General features: G+C 74.2%; 13 protein-coding genes. 8 read left to right on the forward strand and 5 right to left on the reverse strand.

Translation table 11 applies throughout. The features are described from left to right. Nucleotides 1–41: 41 nt before the first annotated feature. Nucleotides 42–650, reverse strand: a complete 609-nt coding sequence (locus ACQP1P_RS27085; protein ID WP_433074276.1) for an AAA family ATPase — start codon at nucleotides 648–650, stop codon at nucleotides 42–44. Beyond that, nucleotides 631–777, reverse strand: a complete 147-nt coding sequence (locus tag ACQP1P_RS27090; RefSeq protein WP_433074279.1) for a hypothetical protein — start codon at nucleotides 775–777, stop codon at nucleotides 631–633. Before ACQP1P_RS27090 ends, ACQP1P_RS27085 begins: the two co-directional genes overlap by 20 nt. A gap of 292 nt (nucleotides 778–1,069) precedes the next feature. Here ACQP1P_RS27090 and ACQP1P_RS27095 point away from each other — a divergent pair, with 292 nt between their 5' ends. Together ACQP1P_RS27095 and ACQP1P_RS27100 are read left to right on the forward strand one after the other, a co-directional pair. Beyond that, nucleotides 1,070–1,819: an MEDS domain-containing protein gene (locus ACQP1P_RS27095; protein ID WP_433074282.1), complete on the forward strand. Its 750-nt coding sequence runs from the start codon at nucleotides 1,070–1,072 to the stop codon at nucleotides 1,817–1,819. Beyond that, on the forward strand, nucleotides 1,816–2,769 hold the full coding sequence (locus tag ACQP1P_RS27100) for an anti-sigma factor RsbA family regulatory protein (RefSeq protein ID WP_433074284.1): 954 nt from the start codon (nucleotides 1,816–1,818) through the stop codon (nucleotides 2,767–2,769). Before ACQP1P_RS27095 ends, ACQP1P_RS27100 begins: the two co-directional genes overlap by 4 nt. A gap of 14 nt (nucleotides 2,770–2,783) precedes the next feature. Here the strand turns inward: ACQP1P_RS27100 and ACQP1P_RS27105 are convergent, their stop codons facing one another. Together ACQP1P_RS27105 and ACQP1P_RS27110 are read right to left on the reverse strand one after the other, a co-directional pair. Next, nucleotides 2,784–4,352: a sensor histidine kinase gene (locus ACQP1P_RS27105; protein ID WP_433074287.1), complete on the reverse strand. Its 1,569-nt coding sequence runs from the start codon at nucleotides 4,350–4,352 to the stop codon at nucleotides 2,784–2,786. A 26-nt stretch (nucleotides 4,353–4,378) separates the two neighbouring features. After that, nucleotides 4,379–5,788, reverse strand: coding sequence for an FAD-dependent monooxygenase (locus tag ACQP1P_RS27110; protein WP_433074290.1), 1,410 nt, complete (start codon nucleotides 5,786–5,788; stop codon nucleotides 4,379–4,381). A gap of 38 nt (nucleotides 5,789–5,826) precedes the next feature. On the opposite strand from ACQP1P_RS27110, the gene ACQP1P_RS27115 reads away from it, so the two are divergent. Continuing rightward, complete coding sequence (locus tag ACQP1P_RS27115) at nucleotides 5,827–6,528, forward strand: TetR/AcrR family transcriptional regulator (RefSeq protein WP_433074293.1); 702 nt, start codon at nucleotides 5,827–5,829, stop codon at nucleotides 6,526–6,528. Nucleotides 6,529–6,789: 261 nt separating this feature from the next. Here ACQP1P_RS27115 and ACQP1P_RS27120 read toward each other — a convergent pair whose 3' ends face one another. Then, nucleotides 6,790–7,125, reverse strand: coding sequence for a hypothetical protein (locus ACQP1P_RS27120; protein WP_433074296.1), 336 nt, complete (start codon nucleotides 7,123–7,125; stop codon nucleotides 6,790–6,792). A 223-nt stretch (nucleotides 7,126–7,348) separates the two neighbouring features. Here ACQP1P_RS27120 and ACQP1P_RS27125 point away from each other — a divergent pair, with 223 nt between their 5' ends. The 5 genes from ACQP1P_RS27125 to ACQP1P_RS27145 all read left to right on the forward strand — a co-directional run bounded on the left by ACQP1P_RS27125 (nucleotide 7,349) and on the right by ACQP1P_RS27145 (nucleotide 23,670). Continuing rightward, nucleotides 7,349–10,636 carry a hypothetical protein gene (locus tag ACQP1P_RS27125; RefSeq protein WP_433074298.1) on the forward strand — a complete coding sequence of 1,096 codons (3,288 nt, stop codon included), beginning with the start codon at nucleotides 7,349–7,351 and terminating at the stop codon, nucleotides 10,634–10,636. Nucleotides 10,637–10,657: 21 nt separating this feature from the next. Continuing rightward, entirely contained in the window at nucleotides 10,658–12,826 is a 2,169-nt protein-coding gene (locus ACQP1P_RS27130; RefSeq protein WP_433074301.1) for a LamG domain-containing protein, read from the forward strand. Between the two features lie 7 nt (nucleotides 12,827–12,833). Beyond that, the gene (locus ACQP1P_RS27135; RefSeq protein WP_433074304.1) at nucleotides 12,834–15,050 is read left to right on the forward strand and encodes a ComEC/Rec2 family competence protein; all 2,217 of its coding nucleotides are present in this window, start codon (nucleotides 12,834–12,836) and stop codon (nucleotides 15,048–15,050) included. A 29-nt stretch (nucleotides 15,051–15,079) separates the two neighbouring features. After that, nucleotides 15,080–20,998 carry a DUF6603 domain-containing protein gene (locus ACQP1P_RS27140; RefSeq protein WP_433074307.1) on the forward strand — a complete coding sequence of 1,973 codons (5,919 nt, stop codon included), beginning with the start codon at nucleotides 15,080–15,082 and terminating at the stop codon, nucleotides 20,996–20,998. Between the two features lie 281 nt (nucleotides 20,999–21,279). Next, a complete protein-coding gene (locus ACQP1P_RS27145) occupies nucleotides 21,280–23,670 on the forward strand; it encodes a penicillin-binding protein (RefSeq protein ID WP_433074310.1) in 2,391 nt (796 codons plus the stop codon). Nucleotides 23,671–23,753: the final 83 nt, after the last annotated feature.

The following is a 23,753-nucleotide window of genomic DNA, read 5'->3' on the forward strand; positions in this document are numbered from 1 at the left end:
GGCCCCGGCGCGCGGGTCGCGCCGGGCACCGTGCGGGCCGCTCACCCGGCGTTGAAACTTACGTCGGGCCGGAACCGGATGGCGTCGAGGTTCGCGGCCCCCGGCCGGTCGATGAGCGTGACGGAGGCCGCGTCGCGGTGCTCGCCGTGCACGACGGCCCGCCAGTTGCGGCAGTGCGTCTCGAACGACCGCGACCGCACGCGCCGGCCGCGCGCCGCCTGGCCCGCGAGCGCGTCGGCCGGGCTGACGTCGAGCAGCAGCAGGTGCACCCGGCGGCCGGAGCGGCGCGCGGCGGCGAAGATGAGCCGGCGGGCCCACGGCCGCGTCGCGCACTCGTGCACGACGATCGGGCCGTTCGCGTTCAGCGCGCGCACCAGCCGGGCGTAGTGGCTGACGTGCACAACGGGGCGCCAGTACCGGTACGGGAGCCGGCCGAGGTACGGGCGCCACCACTCCCGCGTGTGATCGGAGTCCAGCACCCGCACGGCCGAGCCGCCGGCCGGGAACAGGCGCCGTAGCAGGGTCGTCTTGCCCGCCCCGGGCACGCCGGCGACCACGAGCACGGCGTCGGCGTCGTAGTGCAGCTCGGCGACGCCACCGCCGCGCAGGTCACCACCGGCGCCGGGCCGCTCAGCCGCGACGGCGGACACGGGACACGACCTGCTCGAGGCGGCGGCGGTTCTCCGGCTTGCGCAGCTCGTCCTGGGCGCGCATGATCAGCCGCTGCCCCTGGGGGCTGCTCAGGAACCGGCGAATGCGGTCGGCGATGGTCGGCATCTGAGGTCCTTCCCGCCGCCGGCAGGAACCGAACTCTCGCACGCGAGACCTCGACCCTGTCCGCGGCAACGTGTTCGTCACCAGCTGGGTCGAAGGTCTCGTCCACCCCGGTCACGCGGGGCCCGGCCACCGGGAACCACGAGGGCTCCGAACTGACGGCGAACCGGCGAAGGACTACTCCCCTTCACCCGCAACGGTACCCGAAGTCCACCACCCCGGGCCGCGCGTGCGGGTCGCCGGCGCCCCGGCGGGGAAGAGCTTGCCGGGCAGCAAGCATGTTACCGTTCCGACCATGCGCCGGACCGGGTTCGTCGACGCGGTCGACGCGCTCGGCGGACACGACCACATCGGCTGGATCTTCGACGATCCGGCCGACTACCACGAGGTCGTAGACCGCTTCCTGGCCGACGGCCGGGTGGCCGGCCAGCGCGTGCTCAGCCTCCGGCACGACGAACCCGACGGCCCGATCGACCCGGCCGAGCTGGTGCGTTTCTGGGCGGACGCGACCGAGCGGGCGCTCGCCGACGGCTACACCGGCCTGCGGGTCGCGGCCGACGCGACCCGGCTGGTGGCCACGCCGGAGGGGCGAGCGGCCTTCGGACGCTTCGAGTTCATGATCGACTCCTACATGGTGCGCCACCAGCTGTCCGGTCTGTGCGGGTTCAACCGCGCCGAGCTCGGTGACGCCGCCGCGGCCGAGCTCGCCGGCATGCATCCGCTCGCACAGCCGACCGCGACGCCGTTTCTGCTGTTCGCGACCGCGGAGCCGGGAGTGGCCGCGGTGCTGGCGGGCGAGATCGACCCGGCCGGGCACGAGCAGCTGCGGGCGGCGCTGCGGTGGAGCGAGCTGGAGCCGGTCGGCGGCGCGGTGACGATCGACGCGCGGGAACTCGGGTTCATCGACCACCGAGCCCTGATGCAGCTCGTCGGGCACGTGCGGGGCCGGGGCGCGGCGACGGTGCTGCGGGTCGACCGGCACAGTGCCGTACCGCGGCTGGCCGACCTGCTGGAACTGCGCGACCTTCGGGTGGTGGTGTCGTGAGGTCAGGACCCGCGGCCGGGCACGACGGCATCCTGCACGAGGCCGGCTTCTACGGCAGCGACGAGGAGTTCCTGGCCCTCGTGCTGCCGTTCCTGCTCGACGGGGTCGCGGCGGGCGAGCCGACCATCTCGCTGTTCGGCCCGCACAACCAGTCGCTGGTGCGCGACGCCCTCGGCCCGGGCAGCGGAGTCGTGTTCATCGACGGCGGCCGGCACTACCTGCGCCCGGCGGCCGCGATCCGGCGGCACCGCGAGATGCTGGCCGGCCACGTCGCCGGGGGCGCGACCCAGATCCGCATCGCCGGCGACGTGCCGCACCCGGGCACCGGGGTGCCGTGGGAGTGGTGGGCGCGCTACGAGGCCGCCGCCAACGAGGTGTACGACGAGTTCCCGATGTACGGCCTGTGCCCCTATGACACCCGCACCGCCCCGCCCGAGGTCCTCGAGGACGTGCGGCGCACGCACACGCACCTGGTCACCACCGGCGGGGGCCGGGTGGCCAGCCCGGACTACCGGCCGCCGCGCGACTTCCTCGCCGGCGCGGTGCGGCCGTGGACGCACCCGCTCGAGGCGTTGCCGCCGGCGATCGAGCTGACCGACCCGTCGCTCGCGCGGGCCCGCAACGCCGTCGACGCCCTGCAGCCGATCGCGGCGCTGGAGAGCGACGAGCTGCAAGGGCTGCTGCTGGGCGTCACCGAGGTGGTCACCAACGCCGTGCGGCACGGCCGCGCGCCGGTGCTCCTGCGCGCCTGGGCCGAGCCGGGCCGCATCGTCGTGACCGTCGGCGATCGCGGCCCGGGGCCGGCCGACCCGGCGGCGGGCCTGATGGCCGCGGGCGGGCCGGGCGGGCTGGGGCTGTGGCTGACGTACCAGCTGTGCGCGTACGTGTCGCTGCGGCACGGCCCCGAGGGCTTCACGATCCGGCTGATCGCGGAGAACCCCGCACCCTGAGCCGGAAACGGTCGTCACGGCCGGTCGAGCGGGAACTCGGCGTGCAGGCACGTGCCGCGGCCGGGCGCGCTGTCCACGGTCAGGGTCCCGCCGAGCGCCTCGACCCGGTCGGACAGGCCGGTCAGGCCCGTCCCGGAGCGGGGATCCGCGCCGCCGACCCCGTTGTCGCGGACCGACAGGTGCAGCACGCCACCCCGCACCACCGCCCCGGCCGACACGACGGTGGCCTCGGCGTGCTTGGCGGCGTTGGTGAGGGCCTCGGCCATCACGTAGTACGCGGCGACCTCGACCGGCTCGGGCAGCCGCCCCTCCATCTGCACGTCGAGCTCGACGGCCACGGCCGAGCGCCGGGCGAGCGCGCGCAGCCCGAGCCGCAGCCCGCCCTGGGTCAGGATCGACGGGTGTACCCCGCGCGAAATCTCCCGCACCTCGTCGACGGTGCTGTTCAGCGCGGCGACGACGGCGTCGAGCTCCGCGCGGAGCCGGGTGAGCTCGGGGGGTACGTCCGACTCGGCCCGGCGGATGTCCAGCGCCAGGGCGATGAGCCGCTGCTGGACGCCGTCGTGCAGGTTGCGCTCCAGCTCCCGGCGGGCGTCGTCGTTGGTGAGCAGCAGCCGCGTGCGCGACGCGACCAGGTCGGCGCTCTGCACCAGCGTGATCGCCTGGCGCACGACGAGCAGGGTGACGACCGCGGACGCGACGATCACCGTGACGTCGTCGGACTCGATGCCTTGGACCCGCTGCACGACCAGGGCGACGGCCATCGCGGCCACCGGGTAGTACGGCAGCAGCAGCCGGCCCCAGCCCCCCTCGCCGCGCGTCGCCCAGCCCGACCGCGGCGCCGGGTCCGTCCACGCCGCGAAGGCGATGAGGACGAACCCGGCGATGTACCCGATGCCGGCGATCGAGGGCAGGCCGCCGGCGTGGACGGACACCTGGTAGGCGAAGCCGCTGTCGGACAGCACCAGGCAGAACAGGCCGCTGCCGAGCAGGGCCAGCTGGACGCGCCCGGCCGCGGAGGACGCGCCGAGCAGCAGGAGCACCTGGACGGTGAGCAGCAGCTCGGTGACCGGGTAGGCGATCGCGAGCGCGTAGGCCACCCGGCCGGCGCCGCCGCTGTGCACGGCCGCTCCCAGCACGGTGATCCAGCTGAGCACGAACAGCGCGCCGACGATGACGAGCCCGTCGATCGCCGTCAGCGCCTGCCCCGCGAGGTGGCGGGGCAGGCGCTGCGCGGACGGGCCGATCGCGATCGTGACGAGCGCCGCGAACGCGAACACCGGCAGGGTCAGGTAGCCGGCGTCGGCGAGCGAGGGGCTCGGCAATTGGTCGCCGCGGAACAGGAAGTACCAGCACCAGACGAGCTGGCCCAGTGCCCAGCCGCACGTGCCCGCGCCCATCCAGATGCGCCACCAGCGCTGGATCCCGGGCTGCCGTGCGGCGGCGAGCCAGCAGGCCACCGTTGCGGCGACGGCGGCCAGGAGCTGCGCGACATCGTCGACGAGCACGGACCACCACGGGCTCAGCAATCCGGAGCTGTCCACCACGACGACGGCGGCCACCAGCACGACGGCGACCAACACCCTGGCAACGGTACTGCGCGCCGGGGCTAGCCCCGCAGCAGCGCGTCGCGGACGCGGGCGGCGGCGTCGGCGCCGGTGCCCCGCCAGGCGACGACGTGGTCCGGGCGCAGGAGCAGCACCTCGCCGGGGTCCGCGAAGTCCACCCGGTCACCGCCCGGCAGCACCGCCCAGTCCGGCCCGGCGGCGTCCAATGTGGACACCGAGTGGGCGTCGTCGAGCCAGCGGTGCGGCACCCGGGTGCCGACGCGGCCCGCCGGGGCGAAGTCGAGCGTCGGCTCCTCGGAGCCGTCCGGCACGATCGCGCCGGCGGTGTACTGCAAGCCGCCGGCCGCCAGCACGTAGGGGTGCGCGAGGGCCGGGTCGGGTGCGCCGAGCCGGAACGACTCGGTGCGGCGGGCGGACTGCTCGGCGATGAACCAGCCCGCCGGGTGCCGCTCGGCGTGATAGCTGTCGAGCAGGCCCGGCGCGGCCTGCCCGCGCAGGACGGCGGCGAGCTTCCAGCCGAGGTTGTGCACGTCGGCGATCCCGGTGTTCGCGCCGCTGGCCGCATACGGCGGCATCACGTGCGCCGCGTCGCCGGCGAGGAACACGCGTCCGGCCGAGTAGCGCTCGGCGACCAGCATCTCGGCCTGCCACGGCAGGACACTTCGCACGTCGAGATCCGGCAGCGGTACTCCCAGCGCCGTGCGCAGCAGCGACGGCCAGTCGCGCTCGGTGTCGCCGCCCGGGCTCATGAACACCCAGCGGTGGCGCCCGTCGACGGAGGCCAGTCCGCCGGGCGCGTCCGGATGGTCGATCTGGCACAGGTTGAACTCGCGGCCGCGCACGACGTCGGCCAGGTCGGCGGTGAAGTACACGTTCACGCTCGGCCCGCCGATCGCGCCCGAGCCCGCGCGGGTGATGCCGAGCGCCTCGCGGATGCCGCTGCGGGCGCCGTCGGCCGCGATGAGGTACCGCGCCCGGATCTCGGCGTGCTCCAAGCGGCCGATCACCTCGTCGCCGGTCTGCTCGAAGCCGAGCAGCGGGGTGCCGAACCGCACGTCGGCGCCCGCCTCGACGGCCGCGGCGCGCAGCAGCGGCTCGAGCGAGTCCTGCGCGAGCAGGCAGGGCGGCTCCGGGCTGACCTCGAGCGCGAGCCCGCCGGCCGGCTGCCACAGCGGCAGCCGCTCGGCCTCCGCGAGGGTGCGCCCGGCCGCCATGTGATCGTGCCCGGCCAGATCGCGGGCGGCCGCGTGCACGAGCCCGGCCAGCCCCAGCTCGCGGAAGATCTCCATGGTGCGCATGTGGAAGCGGCGGGCCTTCGGCTGGGGCGAGGTGCCGCCGCGTCGCTCGACGAGGGTGGCGGAGACGCCGTGATGGCGCAGCACGAGTGCGGCGGTGAGCCCGACCAGCCCTCCGCCGACGATGAGGACGTCAGGTGTACGTTGTCCACTCATGGTGTACGTAGTACACGCCCTGATAACCTTTGTCCACCATGAACAGTCCGGTGTGGTACGAGACCCCCGCTCCCCCGCCGCTGAGCCGCGAGCGCATCGTGGCCGCCGCGACGGAACTGGCCGACGCCGAGCCCAGCGGCGAGGTCACCATGCGCGCCCTCGCCGCCCGCCTGGGCGTGCGCAGCCCCATGGCGCTGTACCGGTACGTCGGCAGCAAGGACGGCCTCGCGGACCTGATGGCCGACCAGGTGTACGGCCGGTTCACCGTCCAGCGGGGCGAGGGCTGGCGCCCGGCCCTGCGCTCGATCGGCACGTCGGGCTGGGCCGCGGTCCAGCGCCACCCGTGGTTCGCGCGCCTGGCCTTCGCCCGCCCTCCCCTGGGCCCGAACGCGCTGGACCTCTACGACGCGGCCCTGGCGGAGCTCGACCCGCTGCGCCTGCCGGCGGCCACCCGCATGGGGTTCGTCAACACCGTGCTGGGCCACGTGTTCGGCTCCGGCCTGGCGTTGCTGGAGGAGCGCACCATGCGCGCCGGCATCGGCTCCCCCACCGACGAGGACCTGGCCGCGAGCGCGGCGCCGTATCTGCAACGCATCGCGGCGCAGGGCACCCATCCCCACTTCAGCCGCTGGGCCGCCGATCCGGACCGGCACGCGGCCGCGCCGCAGACCTTCGAGGCCATCCTGGACTGGCTCTTGGACGGCCTCGAGTCCCTGGTCCCCCGATCGGCTGCGAATTAGCACCGCCGGCGGCCGTCCATCGGCCGATGGTCCCGAATTTCCACACGGGTATGCCCGGTTCCGTCGGGATTTGCGGGCAGCTGCGCGAATACCCGGTCGCACGTCGGAGGGATTGCTCAGGACATTGACGTGCCGCTAGGTTCTCGAAGAGGCGAGAATTGCGGCAGGTCGGAGTCGAATGAATAGCACGCTGCTCGTCCCGGTGCAGGTTGCGGCCCTGCATTGTCCAACCGACCGGGTGGTGGTGCGCTCCACCGCCGACTACAGCCGGCTGCCGTATTTCGACGGCACCCGGGACGTCAACGGCGATGTCGCGCAGATCAGCGACGAGATCGTCGGGCAGGCCTTCGAGGACGAGACGGCGCTGCTGCGCGCCGGCATGCACCTGCACTGGGCCCTGCCGGACGCGCTGACCAGGGGCCGGCAGGCGGCCGGCGGCGGCAACCGGGCGGTGTTCCCGGCGGTGCCGGACCGGTGGCTCGTGCGCCGCACCGGCGGTGGGCTGGCGCCGCGGGACTGGGTGGTGGAGAGCGGATACCTGCACCCGGACGGCACCGGCTCGGCCGCGGGCGTCGCGGTGCCGTTCCCGAGGTCCACGCAATCATCCCGGCCATTCCGATATCTGGGCCGGGCGGTACCGCGGGAACTGTGGCAGGAGCGCGACCCCGACGCCGAATACGTGCGTCAGGTCACCGCTGTCGGGTATCTGATAAATGCCGAGTCCGGATACAGCGACCCGACCTTCGCGGCCCTGTATCCGAATTGCCACAGCGTCTTCGGATTCCACGATCCGCAGATCGGCGCGGCCATTCCGGCGGGATTGCGGTACGAGTTGTTCGGCTGGTACAGCGACCCCGCGCAGGACTTCCTCGCCACGGTGCGCGCGATCGCCGACACGACACCGCGCCGCCCGTTCGCCGACGTGCTGCGCGAGCGCGCCGCGTGGACCTACCCGGGCGATGACGCGCCGACCCAGATGGTCTGCTACGCCGCGTGCGGGTTCACCGCGACGACGACGCCGGCCCGGCTGATGCCGGCCACGCTGACCGTCGGCAACACCGCGACCGAGGCGCTGTCCGTGGCGCTCGCGCTGCGCATCGACCCGGCGCACCGCGTCCAGGTCGAGGAGCACCTCGAGGCGATCCTGCTCGCGTCGCGGATCGAGCACCGCCTCGTCGACGTGGACGCGAAATTTCGCGAGCTGCGGCACGAGAAGGGGTTCGTGGCCCGCCGCGGCGGGCGGCTGTGGACGATCGCCCCCGCGTCGGCCGGGCCCGCACCGGCCGACGCCGACCGCGCGCAGGCGCAGGCCACCGTGCCGCTGCCGCCCGGGCTGGCGAGCCTGCTCGCCGCGCTCAACGGGGCCCAACGGGCCCGGGACCGGGCCGCGGCCGAGGCGGAGTCGCAGCGGCGGCAGCTGTTCGCGGACTGGTACAAGTACCTGCTGAGCGCGTATCCGCCGCAGGACACCGGCGACGACTACCCCGACATCGACGAGGTCCGGGCGTTCGTGCAGCGGCGCACCCTGCCGCGCACCCAGCAGGCCGTCGCGGCGCTGCAGCCCGGCGACACCCCGGAGGGCCGGCTCGCCGCCGCCCACGCCGCCGCGCAGGCCGCGGTGGCGAGCTTCAACGCGACGCCGGAGCTGCGCGACGCCGGGCTGGTCTACGAGCTGAGCGAGCTGGAGGCGCCCCGCTACTGGGAGCCGACGGACCCGGTCGTGCACCTGCTCTGCGACGACGCGAAGCCGACCGGCCGGCACGGCTTCGACGGCGTCCTGGCGTGCTCCGTCGCGCCGGCCGCCGAGGTCCGCGACATCCAGCTGCGGCGCCCGGAGGGGCTCACCGCGCTGCTGGCCCGCCAGGACCAGGACGGCGCCGCGTTCCGGCCCAGCGACGGCCGGCCGTGGAACCCGTTCCAGCTGGAGTGGCAGGTCGAGCTGCTGCCGCTGCGGGCGCGCGGCAACCTCTACCCGGAGGTCGACGCCTACGACCCGGACTTCGTCACCGGCGGCTTCGCGCTCTCGCCGAGCGAGCCGGACCTGGTCCACACCGACCCGAACCCGGCGGTGGCCGGCGCGGCCGCGCTCTACACCGGCACGACCCTGCTGACCGGCCACGCCGGCGGCCGGATGCGCGACAGCCTGCGCGACTACCTCGACAAGCAGATCCTGCCCGAGTACTTCGCCGCGGCCGGCGGCCCTGCCCCCGAGGACATCGGCCCCGTCATCGGCAAGGTCAAGGCGTGGTACCTGGCGGCGCACCCCGACGCCGGCCCGGACGACCAGGTGTTCACCGCCATCCGCGCCTACGAGGAGCTGGCCGGCATGGACTGCCTCGCGCAGTCCCTCGGCGGGTTCAACGACGCGCTGCTCATGCACCGGCTGGTCAAGCAGCTGCCCGTCGGCGACCCGCTCGCGTTCCCCGACGAGGTCGCGTTCGGCGCGGCCGTCGCCGAGGCGGTCGGCACCAGCAACCGCAGCGCGCCGCAACCGCTCAACGACTTCAGCCCGATCCGCTCCGGCGCCCTGCGGCTGGCCCGGCTGCGGCTCGTCGACACGTTCGGGCAGACCCGCGACGTGCCGACCGGGCGGCTGGTGCCGGCCGAGAGCCTCACCGTGCCGGGCAACACCGACCTCGTCGCGCTCCCGCCACGGCTGAGCCAGCCGTCGCGGGTGCAGTTCCGCTGGCTGGCCGCCGACCGCGACGGCGAGACCAGCGAGCATCCGGACACCACACCGGTCTGCGGCTGGTTCCTGCCCGACCACGCCGATACCAGCCTGATGGTGTACGACAACCGCGGCGCGCCGCTCGGGGTGATCGACGCGCGGGCCCGCTGGTCGGGCGCGCCCGGCGGCACCGGCGTCGCCCGCGCCGCCGACATCGGCAACGTGCACCTGCGCGAGACCGTCGCCGCGATGCTCGCCGGCGGAGCCGCGTACATCGCGGAGTTCATGGCCGTGCTGGACAGCGCCCTGACCAACATCGAGCCGGTCGCCGAGCACCAGGTCGACCTGGCGGTCCTGGTGGGCCGGCCGATCGCGCTGGTGCGGGCCGCGTTCGACCTCGAGCTGCTCGGCCTGCCCGCGGTACACCAGGGCTGGAACCAGTTCCGCCAGGACATGCTGCGCGGCACCCGGGACACCGACGCGTTCACCCGGGTCCGGTTCCCGGTCCGGTTCGGCGCCCACGAGCAGCTCGACGACGGCATGATCGGGTACTGGCCGCAGGGCGACCCGGTGCTGCGCAGCCCGCAGGCCGCGCCCGGCCGGCACCCGCTCATCCGCACCTGCGGCAACGGCCCGCTCACCGAGACCCACGCGGTCGACGACCCGCCGCTGGTGCTGCGCATGCTCGTCGACCCGCGCGGCAAGGTCCACGTCACCACCGGCATCCAGCCGGTCAAGTCGATCAGCATCCCGCCGGTGCACTACGCCGCGGCGATGGGCGCGCTGGAGATGACGTTCCCGCTGGCGGCCGTGCTCGCGGGCGCCGACGGGCTGCGGCTGCCGCTGCCGGTGGAGCCCGGGTACCGCTGGGGCTGGGTGAGCGAGAACGCCGGAGCGTGGCGCGAGGTCGGCACCGCCGCCACCATCGGCCGGTCCGTGTTCGCCGCCGCGCTCGCCGAGCGGCTCTGGGACCAGCTCACCGACCCGCGCATCGGCTGGCTGCGGCGGGTCCCCGCCGACGAGCGCCTGCTCGCCGTCGCCGAGGACGCGCGGGTGTCCGCCCGGCTCGACCCGCCGTTGCGGGCGATGACCGACGGCGTCGAGGCCGTCCTCGCCCCGCTCGGCACGACCCTGCTGGACCGGCCCGCCGCGCTGGCCCGCCTCGCCGAGACCGTCGCCGGGCCGGCCTGGACGGCGCTGCGGGCCGCCGGCTGGCTGCTCCCGCCCGGCCCGGACGGCACCGCGGAGGTCGTCGCCCGGGACCGGCGCGCGCAGCCGGTGCTCACCGGCGTCCTGGCCGGCGCCGAGGCGATCGTCGACGCGGTGCTCGACCTCGGCGAGGAGCGCATCGGCCCCGCATCCCCCGCGGCCGCGTTCGCCGCGGTCCAGGGGCTGCGCGGCGGCTGGCTCAAGCTGCGACACGAACCCACCGGCACCTGAGTCCGCCGAAAGGACCCCCGCATGACCAGCTTCGACCAGCAGCTGCTGGTACATCTGCGCCTCGACGCGCTCACCGGCGGCCGGGCCCCGGACAGCTCCGCCCACGCCCGCCACGGCACCACCGCCGGCAGCCCCCTCGTCGTGCCCGACGACGACTTCGGCAGCAGCGTGCGCTTCGCGGGGGCGGACACGGTCACGGTCGCCGACGTCGCCCCGAGCGTCCCCTCGGCCAACCCGGTGCACACCGTCGCCGGGTGGGTGCGCATCGACCAGCTGCCCGCCCGCCGTTCCTGGCTGCTCCTGCTCGGCCAGCCCGGCGCCGGCGCCTACCACTGGCTGCTGGAGCCCAACGGCAGCACCCAGCTCGGCCGCTGGGGCGGTCCCTCGTGCACCCCGGTGCTCCCGCTGGGCCGCTGGGTGCACGTGGCCACCACCCACGACGGCAAGCTGCTCACGTGCTACCTCGACGGCCGGCCCGCCGGCGCCGCGATCCCGGCCGTCTTCGGCTACACCGGCTGGAGCCTCGCCCTGGCCGCCGCCAAGCTCGGCGAGCTCGGATTCGCCGGGCGCATGGCCGGCGTCCGCGTCTACGAGCGCGCACTCACCGCCGCCGAGGTTCGCCAGGTGATGGAGGAGGACCGCAGCGCGATGGCGGCGTTCCGGCGCAGCCACCCCCTCGCGTTCAGCCTGCATGACACCGACGTCCAGCCGGTGCTGGCGATCGTGGACGACCCGGCCGGGCAGAAGATGGTGCTGGAGGTCACCAACACCGCCAGCCAGTCCGTCGCGCTGGCCGCCATCGACGCCAAGAGCACCGCCTGCCACCTCGAGCTGCAGTTCCGGCCCGGGGTCCTCATGGTCAACCCGAAGGCGCCGCCGACCGTCGCCGTCCCCGACGGCTGGACGGCCCGGACCGCCGCCGGAGCCGACGGCTTCACCGTGTCGCTGACCGGCAAGGGCGGCCTGCGGATCAAGCCCGACGAGACGGTGCGCTTCACGCTCGGCAACGTCGGCGCCGACGGCCGCGGCGGCACCCGCGGCACCCGCGTGCAGCTGCGCTACGACCAGATGACCTACGTCGACGAGACCTCGCTGCTGACCGGCAGCCGCGTGCAGCACCTGTCCCTGGTCAACCGGCGCGGCCAGCAGCACATCCCGCTCGACGCCGGGTTCGTCGGCGTCAACGGCATCGTCGACGACGGCGTCAGCCCCTCGAACCTGCGGCTGCGCATCACCAACGTGTCCCGCCGGCCGATCCCGATCACCCCGAGCACCGCGGGGGAACCCTCCACGCTGATCTTCTCCTTCGACGCCCAGCCCGCCGACGTAGCCCTCGGCGCCCGGGCCGCGCTGGAGCGCATCGACATCCGCGCCGACCGGTGGGTGACCACCAGCCCGACCGCCGAGGGCATGGCGCTGACGTGGCGGATGACGACGCCGAGCATCACCGCCCTCGCCGCCGGGGAGAGCATCCTCGTCGACGTCAAGGGCATGGTCGCCGCCCCGCCGTCCGGCCACGCCCGGCTGCTCGTGCACTACGAGAACATCCCGGGCTACTGGGACGGCCACCTCGCCGTCACCATCGAGAAGGGCCCGCTCGTGGTCCGCGACGCGACCCTGCCCGACAAGACCCTCGAGGCCCGGGTCGGCGTCGCCACGAACAACCCCGAGGGCCGGCTGCACGTGCTGCACACCCCGCAGGACGGCAACGGCAACGCCGTCATCGTCGGGCCCACCAACGGGGCCAACCTGCGCCTCGGGTATCACCAGAACTACAGCTGGGTGCAGTCGCACGGGGCGAAGCCCCTGGCCATCAACCCGGTCGGCAACCCGGTGTCCATCGGCGGGGCCGACGCGCAGGGCAACACCCTCTTCGTCAACGGCGTGGCCAAGGTGCTCGGCCTCAGTGTCGGCACCTCGCACCGCTTCGGCCGCATGCTCGCCGGGCACTTCGTGGCCGGGCCGCACACCGGCGGCGTCAAGGAGGTCCGCGTCGACTTCCCGGAGCGCTTCGGCGTCGTGCCGCACGCCACGGTCACCGCCCGCAGCGAGGGCTACTACACCGACACGTTCGCGGTGACCGTGAAGTACATCGACCAGAGCCACTTCAAGGTGAACATCCTGCGCCTCGACGCGCTCAACGCCGGGTGGCAGCAGAACCTGCGGCTCGACTGGATCGCGTGGGAGTGACGGGCCGATGACGTGGACCCTCGAAATCCACCACCTCGACATCGGCATGGTGGGCGACGCGACCATTATCGTGGCGAGGCACCCGGGCAACCCGCCGGCACAGGCGGCGATCCGGCGTACCGTCCTCATCGACGGCGGCAAGACCGGCTCCGCGCCCACGGTCGACACCTACCTGGCCAACACCCTCAACATCCCCACCGTCGACGTCATCGCCGTGACCCACTTCGACGAGGACCACTTCTACGGCATCAGCCGGCTCCTGCAGAACAACATCGGCCGCTACAACGACGCGATCCTGTACGACACCGGCCGGCTGGACGGCTCCGAGGACACCCGCTACACCGAGGACGGGCACGGCGTCCGGCATGCCGTCGACAGCGAGTACTACGACTACCGCACCACCGCGGCGAACAAGCCCGGCCCGTTCGTGTACGCGACGCAGCACGTCAACAGCTTCGACATCGTCGACTACAACGGGGCCGGCCAGGCGGTGATCCCCCGCGGCGTGGTCAACGCGCGCCCGTCGCGCCGCGACCCGGCGGCCCGCAACTGGCGGGAGCCGCACTGGCTGCTCGGCAAGGACATCATGTGGGGCAACGGCCTGGTCGAGCCGAACTGGGCCGTGTCCGCGGTGCCCGTCTACGCCCCCGGCCGCCCGTCACTGATGTGCGTCACCGCGAACAAGTACGTGCTGCAGCCCGGCGGCGGGATGACGTTCTGCTCCAACCAGCCGGTCCATGCCGAGAACGACGACGAGAACCCCAAGAGCCTCGGGTTCCTGCTCACGTTCGGCAACTTCAAGTACTTCGTCGCCGGTGACCTCGAACGGGCCCAGGAGGACGGGCACGTCAACCACGAGATGGTGCCGGTGCTGCAGAACGGCGTCAAGTTCCGGCTCAACCCCACCGACGACCTGGCCGGGCGGGTCCTCGTGGTCAAGTCCAGCCACCACGGCTCCAACTCCGCCACCTCGTGGGAGTTCATCACCCGGGTGCGGCCGGCCGCGGCGATCATCTCCACCGGTCCGCGCAACCGGCATCACCACCCGGCGGAGAGCACGATCAACGTGCTGGACGGCTACCCCGAGCTTCCGATCCTGGGCGACCCGACCAACGCCAACCGCCACCCGCCGGAGCCGCCGCCGCCTCCGCGGCGCCCGGTCGAGCAGTTCCTGACCGGCTACCGCGAACCCAACGTCGTGCCGCCACTGTCCTACGGCGGCACGGTCTCGCAGACCGCCGGCCACCCAGCCAACGGGCTGCCCGGCCACATCGTCGTGCGGGTCACCGAGGCCCAGTCGGTCCTGTCGCCGGTCGGTCAGATCCGCCGCGGCGTGATCGCGGCCGGGAACGCGGCCAACGCCGTCACCGGATACGCGCCCGCGCTCGGGCTGGTCGACCAGGTCGGGGAGGCCGGCGGGGCCCGGGGCGTAGTCCAGGCCGCCGCCCGCGCGACCGGCGCCACCGACCAGCAGGCGACGCAGGCCCTGACCGCGGTCATGTGGCTCGGCGACCTGGAGAACAACGGCAACCCGGTCCACGGGCTCGTCACGCAGGCCGGCGCCGCCGCGACGGCACCCGGCGCCACCCCCGCGTCGATCGACGGCGTCATCAACGCCTACCCGCTCGCCATCCGCACCAGCATCGGCGGGCCGGGCATGGCGATCATCCGGGCGACGATGGTCACGGCCGCCGGCCCCGGCTACCGGCTCGGCGTCGCCAACGCCGCGACGGCGGCCGGCGCCACCGTGGACGAGGCCCTCGCCGCATCGGTCGCGGCCACGGTCGCCTACGCCGCCAACAACGGCCGCGACGACGCGGCCTACGCCGGCATCGCCGCGTACGCCGCGGCCCACGCCGGTGCCACCGCGGCCCAGGCCGCGGTGCTCGGCGCGGCCATGGGCGCCCTGGTGCTGGTCCTCGACGCCACCCGGACCGCGCGGATCGTCGTCGACGCGGCCCGGCACGCCGCCCTGAACGCGCAGCTGACCGCGCCGCACGCGGCGTTCGCGGCGGCGGTCACCGCCGCGGCGCACTACCTGGGAGAGCCGAACGACGTGCGCGACGGCGTGCGGGCGGCGTTGCTGCGCATCGGCCTCGCGGGCGGCGCCGCGAACGGTGCCGGCAACGCGGCGCACGTCGCCGCCGACGCCGTCAACCCGGCGACCCTCTTCACCGTCAGCTACGACAGCGTCAACGGTCCCATGAACCTGGACATCAAGTAAGGCACCACCCGGTCAGGAAGGCGCCCAGCATGAGCCAGCCCGTCGGCATCGTCGCGACCCTCGCGGACCTCAACGACCGGCTCGGCCTCGCCGTCTCCGGCGGCGGGCTGAGCCTCGATGAGGACACGTGCCCGGTGCCCCGCCTCACGACGCTGCTCCCGGCCGGCGGGCTGACCCTCGGCGACCCGCGGATCACGCTCGACGGCGGCACGCTCACCGTCGCGGGCGCCTGCACCGACGCCTGGCCGATCGGCCGGACCGGCCGCGACCTGCACCTCACCGCCGTGCGGGTGGTGTTCACCGGGGCCGCCGCCGACCCGGGCGGCTTCGCGGTGCGGCTCACCGTCGAGGGCGGCCTCACCTCCGGCGGCACCACCGTCGCGGTCACCGGCGGCCTCGACCCGACCGGCCGGATCACCCTCGCCCTCGCGGACGGGCCGCGGCCGGCGGCGTCCCTGGCCACGTTCGGCACCCTCATCGGCGGCGGGCTGCTGGAGGACGGCCTGCCGGTCGGCGCCGTGTTCGACCTGCTGCCGCTGACCGGCCTCACCGCCACCTTCGGGTCCCGGCCCGCCGACGCGTCGGAGCTCATGCTGACCGCCGATGCCACCGGCACCTGGCCGATCGTCGCCGGCTCGGTCGAGCTGCGCGGCATCGGCGTCACCCTGCGGGCCCGCACCGGCTCCCGCGCCGAACGCTTCGCCGCCTCCGCCGGCGGTGACGTGCACGCCACCGCGAGCATCGGCGGGCAGGACTTCACCGTCCGGCTCGCCCTGCGCGGACCCGGCCGCTGGGTGCTGGAGGTGCTGCCCGCCGACGGCAACGTCCTGCCGGCCCTGGGCGCCCTGGCCGCACTCGCCGGGGTCAGGCCCGCCGACGTCGACGCCGGCCTGCGCAACCTCGGCCTGACCAGCCTCGCGATCGACGCCGTCCGCATCGGCCTGGACCTCGAGTCCGGCGCCGTCCGCGGGGTCGAGGCCGACGCCAGCCTCACCGTCGACGGCGTCACGTTCCGCGTCACCGCCGGGCTGCCGTCGTTCTTCCTGATCGGCCGGCTCGACCCCGCCCACCCGGTCGACCTGCGCGCCCTGGCCGCCGCCTGGTTCCCCGCCGGGGCGGGTGTCCTCCCGGCCGCCGAGCTCAACGAGCTGCGGCTGGCCGCCTACCCGGACGCCGGCCGCTACGAGATCTCCGCCGCCATCACCACCGACTTCGAGCTCACCGCCGGGCGGCTGCCGATCGCGCCGCGGTCCTTCGCCTTCCACGTCGTCAAGGACGCCCGCGGCGTGACCGGCGGCGTCGAGGCGTGGGGCGCCATCTTCGGCGCCGACTTCCACATCACCGCCGAGCACGCCGAGGCGGCCGGCGGCTGGCGGTTCAGCTGCGGGCTGCGCCGCGGGCAGAGCCTCACCGTCAAGGCCGTGCACGACCAGGTCGTCGCCCTGTACGACGTCGACCCGGGGCTGCCGGCGGCGATCGCCGGGGCGTCCCTCGACGCCTTGGAGGCGTCCTTCGACACCGGTGGCGCCGGGCTGGCGCTGCACTGCTCGGTGTCGCTGCCGGTCGGCGACGCAGCGTCCACCACCCGGTTCGCCGCCACCGTCGACATCCGGGTGGGCCGCGAGGGCACCGGCTACCGCAAGGAGTTCACCGGCACCGTCGAGGTCGCCGGGCTCCAGTTCGACCTGCACCTGCTCGCCGACGCGACCGCGACCCGGTTCGTGGCCACCTACCGGCACACCGAGGACGGGCGGCGCATCCTCGTGCGCGACCTCCTCGGCGTGCTGAGCGCCGACCTGGCCGCCGCGGTGCCGGCGGACCTCACCATCGACCTCAAGGACGTCGTGCTCGCCGTCGACGGCGGCGCCGTGCTCGGCCTGGACCTCGGCGCGTCGCTGAGCCTGTCCGGGCTGCCGCTGGTCGGCCGGCAGTTCCCGGCCGGCAGCACCGCCGCCGTGGACAACCTGCGGCTGGTGGTCGCGTCCCGGGAGTACACCGCGACCGAGTCGGCGGCGTTGAGCGCCCTGCTGCCGGCCGCCGTCGCCCCGCTGCCGGCGCCGCTGCCGTCCGGCGCGACGATCACGGCCCGGCTGGAGCTGGGCGGCGGAGCCCCGCCCCGCGACCTGACGCTGCCGATGGCCCCCGCCACGCCGCCCCCGCCGCAGACCGAACCACAGACCCAACCACAGACCCAGCCACAGACCCAGCCGCAGGCGGCCGGAGCCGGCGCCGATCCGGTGCAGTGGTTCGACGTCCAGCGCTCGGCCGGCCCGGTCTACTTGGACCGGATCGGCTTCGAGTATGCCGACGGCCAGGTCCGCTTCCTGCTCGACGCCGCACTGTCGCTGGCCGGGCTGACCCTGTCCCTGGACGGCCTGACCCTCGGCTCGCCGATCGACCACTTCGCGCCGAGCTTCGACCTGCGCGGGATCGGCGTCGACTACCGCAGCGGCCCGGTCGAGATCGGCGGCGCCCTGCTGCGCACCACGGTGCGGGAGCCCGGCAAGGAGCCCTACGACGAGTACGACGGCGCCGCCGTCATCCGCACCTCCGCCTTCGCGCTCACCGCGGTCGGCGGCTACGTCTACCTCAACGGGCAGCCCTCGATGTTCGTCTACGCGGTGCTGGACAAGACCCTCGGCGGGCCGCCGTTCTTCACCGTCACCGGGCTCGCCGCCGGCTTCGGGTACAACCGGTCGCTCGTCCTGCCCCCGGTCACCGGCGTCGCCGACTTCCCGCTCGTGGCCACCGCCGTGTCCGGCGCGCCGACCGGCACCGGGGCGCCGCGGGACCTGCTGCGCACCGCGCTCACCGGGCTGCGCCAGTGGGTGCCGCCGACGGCCGGGCAGATGTTCCTGGCCGCCGGGGTCCGGTTCAGCTCGTTCCAGATGATCGACTCGTTCGCGCTGCTCGCGGTGAGCTTCGGCGAGACGTTCGAGCTCGACGTGCTGGGCATCTCCACCCTCGTCGCGCCCCGCCCGGAGCCGGCGCCCGCCCCGGCGGTCGCGCCCCTCGCCGAGCTGCAGCTCGCGGTGCGGGCGAGCTTCCAGCCGGACGCGGGTGTGCTCAGCGTCGCCGCGCAGCTGACCCAGGCGTCGTTCCTGTTCTCCCACGACTGCCATCTGACCGGCGGGTTCGCGTTCACCACCTGGTTCGCGGGCGAGCACGAAGGGGACTTCGTGCTGTCGGTCGGCGGCTACCACCCGCAGTACGCCGTCCCCGCGCACTACCCGAAGGTGCCGCGGATCGGCTTCAACTGGCAGTACGACCAGGCGCTGGGCATCAAGGGCGACGCCTACTACGCGCTCACCCCGGCCGCGCTGATGGCCGGCGGCCACCTCGAGGTCGTGTGGCAGAGCGGCAACCTGCGCGCCGCGTTCACCGCCGGCGTCGACTTCCTCATCGCCTGGAAGCCGTACCACTACGACGCCCGCGCCTACGTCGACTTCAACGTGTCCTACACGTTCGACTTCTTCGGCACCCACCACATCAGCGTCGACGTCGGCGCCGACCTGCACATCTGGGGGCCCGACTTCGCCGGCACCGCCCACATCTCGCTGTGGATCATCTCCTTCGACGTGGCGTTCGGCGCCCAGAACCAGACCGGGCCGAAGCCGATCGACTGGCCCGTGTTCCGCCGGTTCCTGCCCGCCGCCGACCCGTGCACGCTCACCGCCGCGGCCGGGCTGATCCGCGAGCGGGACGCCCCGAACGCCGGCTCCGCAGCCGCCGGTTCCGCATCGGCCGGCTCCGCAGCCGCCGGTTCCGCATCGGCCGGCTCCGCAGCCGCCGGACCCGCCATCACCGACCTCGGCGTCGCCGACCCGCAGCGGCTCCTGCTGCGGGCCGACAGCGCGATCCCGGCGGCCGCCGCCCGCATCCGCGCTGGCCTCGCCGTCGCGCACCTCGCCGTGGACGCCACCGGCGGGCCGCTGCCGTTCGAGGCCGACGGCCCCACCGCCACGCCCGTGCAGGCCACCGGTCACGCCCAGCGCGCGATCGCCGCGCTCGCCGCCGGGCCGATGCACATCGTGCGCCCCGAGCACCCGGGCGCCCACCTGAACTCCACGCTGTCGATCGCGATCACCCGCGACGGCGCGCCGATGGAGCACCACTTCTCGTTCACCCCGGTGCTCGGCAACGTGCCGGCCGCGCTGTGGGCCGAGCTCGGCGGCGACCTGCGCCCCGACCCGAACGCGGCGGCTCTGGTCCGCGACGCGCTCACCGGCTTCGAGATCCGCCCGCGCGCCACGCCGATCGTCGGCTCCGACTCGGCGGTCGCCGGTGAGCTGCGTCTGCTGCAGTACCACCTGCCGGCCCTGCCCGGCGGCACGTACCTCATCGAGTTCCGGCACGAGCTCGGCACCGACGAGACCGGCACCGGGAAGATCCCGGCGCAGCACTTCGGCGGCACGTCCCGGCTCACCGTCGCCGGGTCCCGGCCGGCCTTTGGCGCCGACGAGGTCTACGCCGTCTACCCGCCCGACGGGGGCCACGGCGACTACGCCGCCGACCTGCCGCACGTCGTGCTCAACCACAGCACCCTGCCGTGGCAGGAGACCGCGGCCGCGGACCGCGACGACCTGCCGTGGCTCGCCGTGGTCCTCTTCGACGCCACCGACGCACCGGACCCGCGGGTCGTCACCGCCGCCGACCTCGGCCCCGCCGGCGACCTGCCCGCCGCCGAGAAGGTCACCGTCATCGACGTGCCCGCGGCGCTGCTGCCGGCGCAGGACGCCACCCGCCGCGACCTGGCGCTGCTCGCCCACGTGCGCCGCGACGCGGCCGGCGCCGAGCGGGCCGTCGTCACCGGCAACCGGCTGCCCAACCCCGGCGCCGCGCACGTCGCCCACCTCGTCGCCGTGCGGCACCGGTACACCGCCACCGGCGCCGACTCCCCCACCCTGCGCCTGGTCAGCCTCAAGAGCTGGCGCTTCACCTCCTCCGCGGCCGGGCCCGGCCTCGACGGGCTGCTCAAGGCCCTGGCCGCCGACGCCGCGCCGCTGCTCACGCCGGGGGCCGACCCGTCCGGGCGACTGCCGATGCCGTACCTGTCCGGCACCGGCGACCGCCTCGAGGCGGGCTACAGCGGCCCCCTCGTGCCGAAGCCCCGCCCGGAGCGCGCCAAGCTGCCGGTCGCCTCCGCCGCCGACCTGATGCCCGTCTCCGGGCCGGGCGACGTCAGCTTCGCCGCCGCCTGGGACCTCGGCCGCCTCCTGGCGCTGCAGAGCCGGCCGTTCGCGGCGGCCCTGTACCGCTGGAAACGGCTCCGCGCGCAGCGCCGCAAGAGCGGCGACCAGTCCCGCCCGGACCTTCCCGCGCTCGTCACCGCCTGGGTCGACGGCCTCGCCCGGCTGGAGGGGGTGCCGTTCAGCTACCTCGTGCCGGACGAGCGGATGGCCCCGGCGGAGTCCCTGCGGTTCTTCTCCGTGCACGCCGGCTGGGTCGCGTGCCTGCTCGACGGCGCGCTCAGCGTCGGGCGCAGCACGCCCGGCGACGTGGCCCTCGACGCCACCCTGGCCGCCGACGTCGCCGCCGCCGGGGTGCGGCCGTGGACGGCGGCGGTGCTGCGCGGCGGCGACGCGACGGCCTCGGGTCTGCTGCTGCGCTCCCACGCCGTCTCCGGCTGGCCCGACCTGCGGGTGACCGCGGCCGGCGCCGACGGCAAGGGCCTCGACCGGCTCCGCGCGGACCTGCTGTCGGAGAACACCGCGCTGTACCTGTTCGCCGGCGAGACCGCCCGGGCCGCCATCGTCCAGCCCGACCACACGCTGCACTGCACGCTCGGCGCCGCCGCGGCCGAGTGGACGGGCGAGCGTCGCGTGCTGGACGTGACCGCCGTCGCGCGGCAGCGGCTCGGCGCCGCACCGGCCGCGGCGGCCGCCTCCGCGAGCCTCGCCAAGGCCCTGCTCGCTCCGGCCCTGCGCGCCGACATCGACCGTGACTGACTTGCCGATGCCGGGCGCGCCGCCGACGAGCACGAGCCGGCCGTCGCCGATCAGCGCCGGCCGGGCGTATTCGGCCAGCGACGCGAGGGCCGGGTCGCGTTCGAGAACTGCCGTCGCCCCCGTGGCCGCCGGGCCACCACTCCGCCGGACCACGTCCCGCGGATCGGGGCCCGAGCCGAGTGCGTACCCTGACCGCGAAAACTTTCTCGCACCGGTGGCAACCTCACGCTCCGTGTTCCGCGTTTAGGACGGACGAGGACGGCGACGGCACAGGACACCGCATGACACGGGGGGACGACAGCGTGGCCCGGGTACGAATTCGTAGGAACAGCCTGCTGCCCAGCGCGGCCTCGCTGCTGCTGTGCGGGCTGCTGGCCGGGCTGGTGGTCGCCGGGGCGGCGTTCCCCGTCGTGGCGATGTCGGGGCTGGCCGCCAAGACCGGCTCGGACACGTTCGAGAGCATGTCCAGCGACCTCGTCGTGCTGCCGTCGCCGCAGATCAGCTACGTGCTCGCCGCGGACGGCAAGACGCGGCTGGCGATGATGTACGACGAGAACCGCCGCGACGTGAAGATCGACGACGTCGCCCCGGTCATGCAGCAGGCGATGGTCGCGGCCGAGGACAACCGGTTCTACGAGCACCGCGGCGTGGACGTGAAGGGCGTCGCGCGGGCGTTCGTGGCCAACCAGAACGCGGGCGGCACCGAGCAGGGCGCCTCGACGCTGACGATGCAGTACGTGCGGCAGGCCATCGCCTACTCCGCGCAGACGCCGCAGGAGGTCGTCGACGCCACCGGCAAGACCAGCTCGCGCAAGCTGCGGGAGATGAAGTACGCGATCGACCTCGAGAAGAAGCTCTCCAAGAAGGAGATCCTCGAGCGGTACCTGAACATCGCGCCCTTCGGCCACGGCGCCTACGGCGTCTACGCGGCCGCGCACGTGTACTTCGACAAGGACCCCAAGGACCTCACGCTGCCCGAGTCCGCGCTCATCGCCGGGCTGGTGAAGGCACCGGGCACCAACGACCCCGCCACCGAGAAGGGCTACCCGGAGGCGGTCAAGCGGCAGAAGTACGTCCTCAACCAGATGGTCTCGATGGGCTACATCGACAAGGCCGCCGCCGATGCCGCCGCGACCGAGAAGCTGACCATCGTCGGCAAGCGGACCCCGGAGGGCTGCGAGTCCATCCAGGCCTCCCCCGAGCTCGGCGCCGGGTTCTTCTGCGACTACCTGCGGCGGTGGTGGGACGACCAGAAGGTGTTCGGCGAGGACGAGTACCAGCGCGCCAACCGGCTGCGGGCGGGCGGCTACACCATCATCACCTCGCTGGACATCCAGACGCAGACGGCCGCGGCGAAGTACGCGCAGGAGCAGCCCAAGGACGTCGCCAAGAACCAGCAGATCCACCTCGGCAACTCCAGCGCCCTCATGCTCGCCGCGATCCAGCCCGGGACCGGGCGGGTGACCGCGCTGGCGACCAACCGGACGTTCAGCAACGACCAGAGCGGCAACAAGGAGAACACGAACCCGGGCAAGAAGGGCCAGAAGGGCAACTACCCGAACACCACGGTACCGATCATCACCGGCGACGCGGACATCCCCGGCTACCAGGCCGGCTCCGCGTTCAAGATGTTCACCGCGGTGGCGGCGCTGGAGTCCGGCCTGCCCCTGGCCACGACGATCCAGACCGAGAAGCAGTTCGTCTCGGACTTCATCCTCAACGGCGGCGGGCCGGCCACGTGCAACGGCAACCACTACTGCCCGAAGAACTCCGGCGGGCAGTCCGGGCCGTACAACATGTGGACCGCGTTCGGCAGCTCCATCAACACCTACTTCGTCCCGCTCGAGCAGCAGGTCGGCGTCAAGCACGTGGTCGACGTGGCCAAGCGCCTCGGCATCCAGTTCAACGCCAAGGAGGACGCCGACCTCGCGGCCAAGCCGGACGGGTGGGGCGCGTTCACGCTGGGCGTGTCGGCCACGACCCCGCTGCAGCTGGCCAACGCCTACGGCACGCTCGCCGCGGACGGCCTCTACTGCGAGCCGACCCCGATCCTCGAGGTCAAGGACAACAGCGGCAAGAAGGTCGAGGGCCTCGACCCGAAGTGCAGGCAGGTGGTCGACCCCGAGGTCGCGCGGGCCGCGGTGGACATGGCCCGCTGCCCGGTCGGCGACCAGTCCGCGACCAGCAGGTGCAACGGGGCGACGGCGCAGTACGCGCGCGGCTTCGTGAAGCGGCAGATCGCCGGCAAGTCCGGGACGACGGACTCGGAGAAGAGCGCCACGTTCACCGTCATGACCAAGCAGCTCGCGGTCTCCGGCTTCCTGACCGACCCGGACTGGCCCGAGACCACCGTGGACATGCAGCACGCACCGGTGAACTACGCGGCCCTCGGCGTGCTGCGCGACGGTCTCGCCGGCCAGCCCGAGGTCAAGTTCACCGCGCCCACGAAGGACCGCGCGCAGGGCAAGCTGGTCGACATCCCGTCGGTCAAGTGCCTCCCGGTCGACCAGGCGCGGGACAAGGTCGCCAAGGCGGGCTTCTCGGTCACGGTCGCCGCGGCGCAGGTGCCGTCCAAGTGCCCGGGCGGCACCGTCGACCGCACCAACCCGGGCGGCGCCACGACCAAGGGCGGCCCGGTCCAGCTCGTCGTCAGCAACGGCCAGCCCGAGTGACGGACGGGGCCCTGCGGCAGGGCCCCGTCCACCGGCCGCGTGCTGCCGGCGCAGGCCGGCAGCGGGTGCGTGGCCGTGCGGTC

It is taken from the genome of Dactylosporangium sp. CA-052675 (genome assembly GCF_050947935.1).
Classification (GTDB): domain Bacteria; phylum Actinomycetota; class Actinomycetes; order Mycobacteriales; family Micromonosporaceae; genus Dactylosporangium.

Excerpts from the sequence above, each read along its gene's own strand:
- ACQP1P_RS27090 (WP_433074279.1), bottom strand. The coding sequence starts at position 777 with ATGCCGACCATCGCCGACCGCATTCGCCGGTTCCTGAGCAGCCCCCAG.
- ACQP1P_RS27130 (WP_433074301.1), top strand. The coding sequence starts at position 10,658 with ATGACCAGCTTCGACCAGCAGCTGCTGGTACATCTGCGCCTCGACGCG.
- ACQP1P_RS27145 (WP_433074310.1), top strand. The coding sequence starts at position 21,280 with ATGACACGGGGGGACGACAGCGTGGCCCGGGTACGAATTCGTAGGAAC.
- ACQP1P_RS27135 (WP_433074304.1), top strand. The coding sequence starts at position 12,834 with ATGACGTGGACCCTCGAAATCCACCACCTCGACATCGGCATGGTGGGC.
- ACQP1P_RS27115 (WP_433074293.1), top strand. The coding sequence starts at position 5,827 with ATGAACAGTCCGGTGTGGTACGAGACCCCCGCTCCCCCGCCGCTGAGC.
- ACQP1P_RS27140 (WP_433074307.1), top strand. The coding sequence starts at position 15,080 with ATGAGCCAGCCCGTCGGCATCGTCGCGACCCTCGCGGACCTCAACGAC.
- ACQP1P_RS27095 (WP_433074282.1), top strand. The coding sequence starts at position 1,070 with ATGCGCCGGACCGGGTTCGTCGACGCGGTCGACGCGCTCGGCGGACAC.
- ACQP1P_RS27110 (WP_433074290.1), bottom strand. The coding sequence starts at position 5,788 with ATGAGTGGACAACGTACACCTGACGTCCTCATCGTCGGCGGAGGGCTG.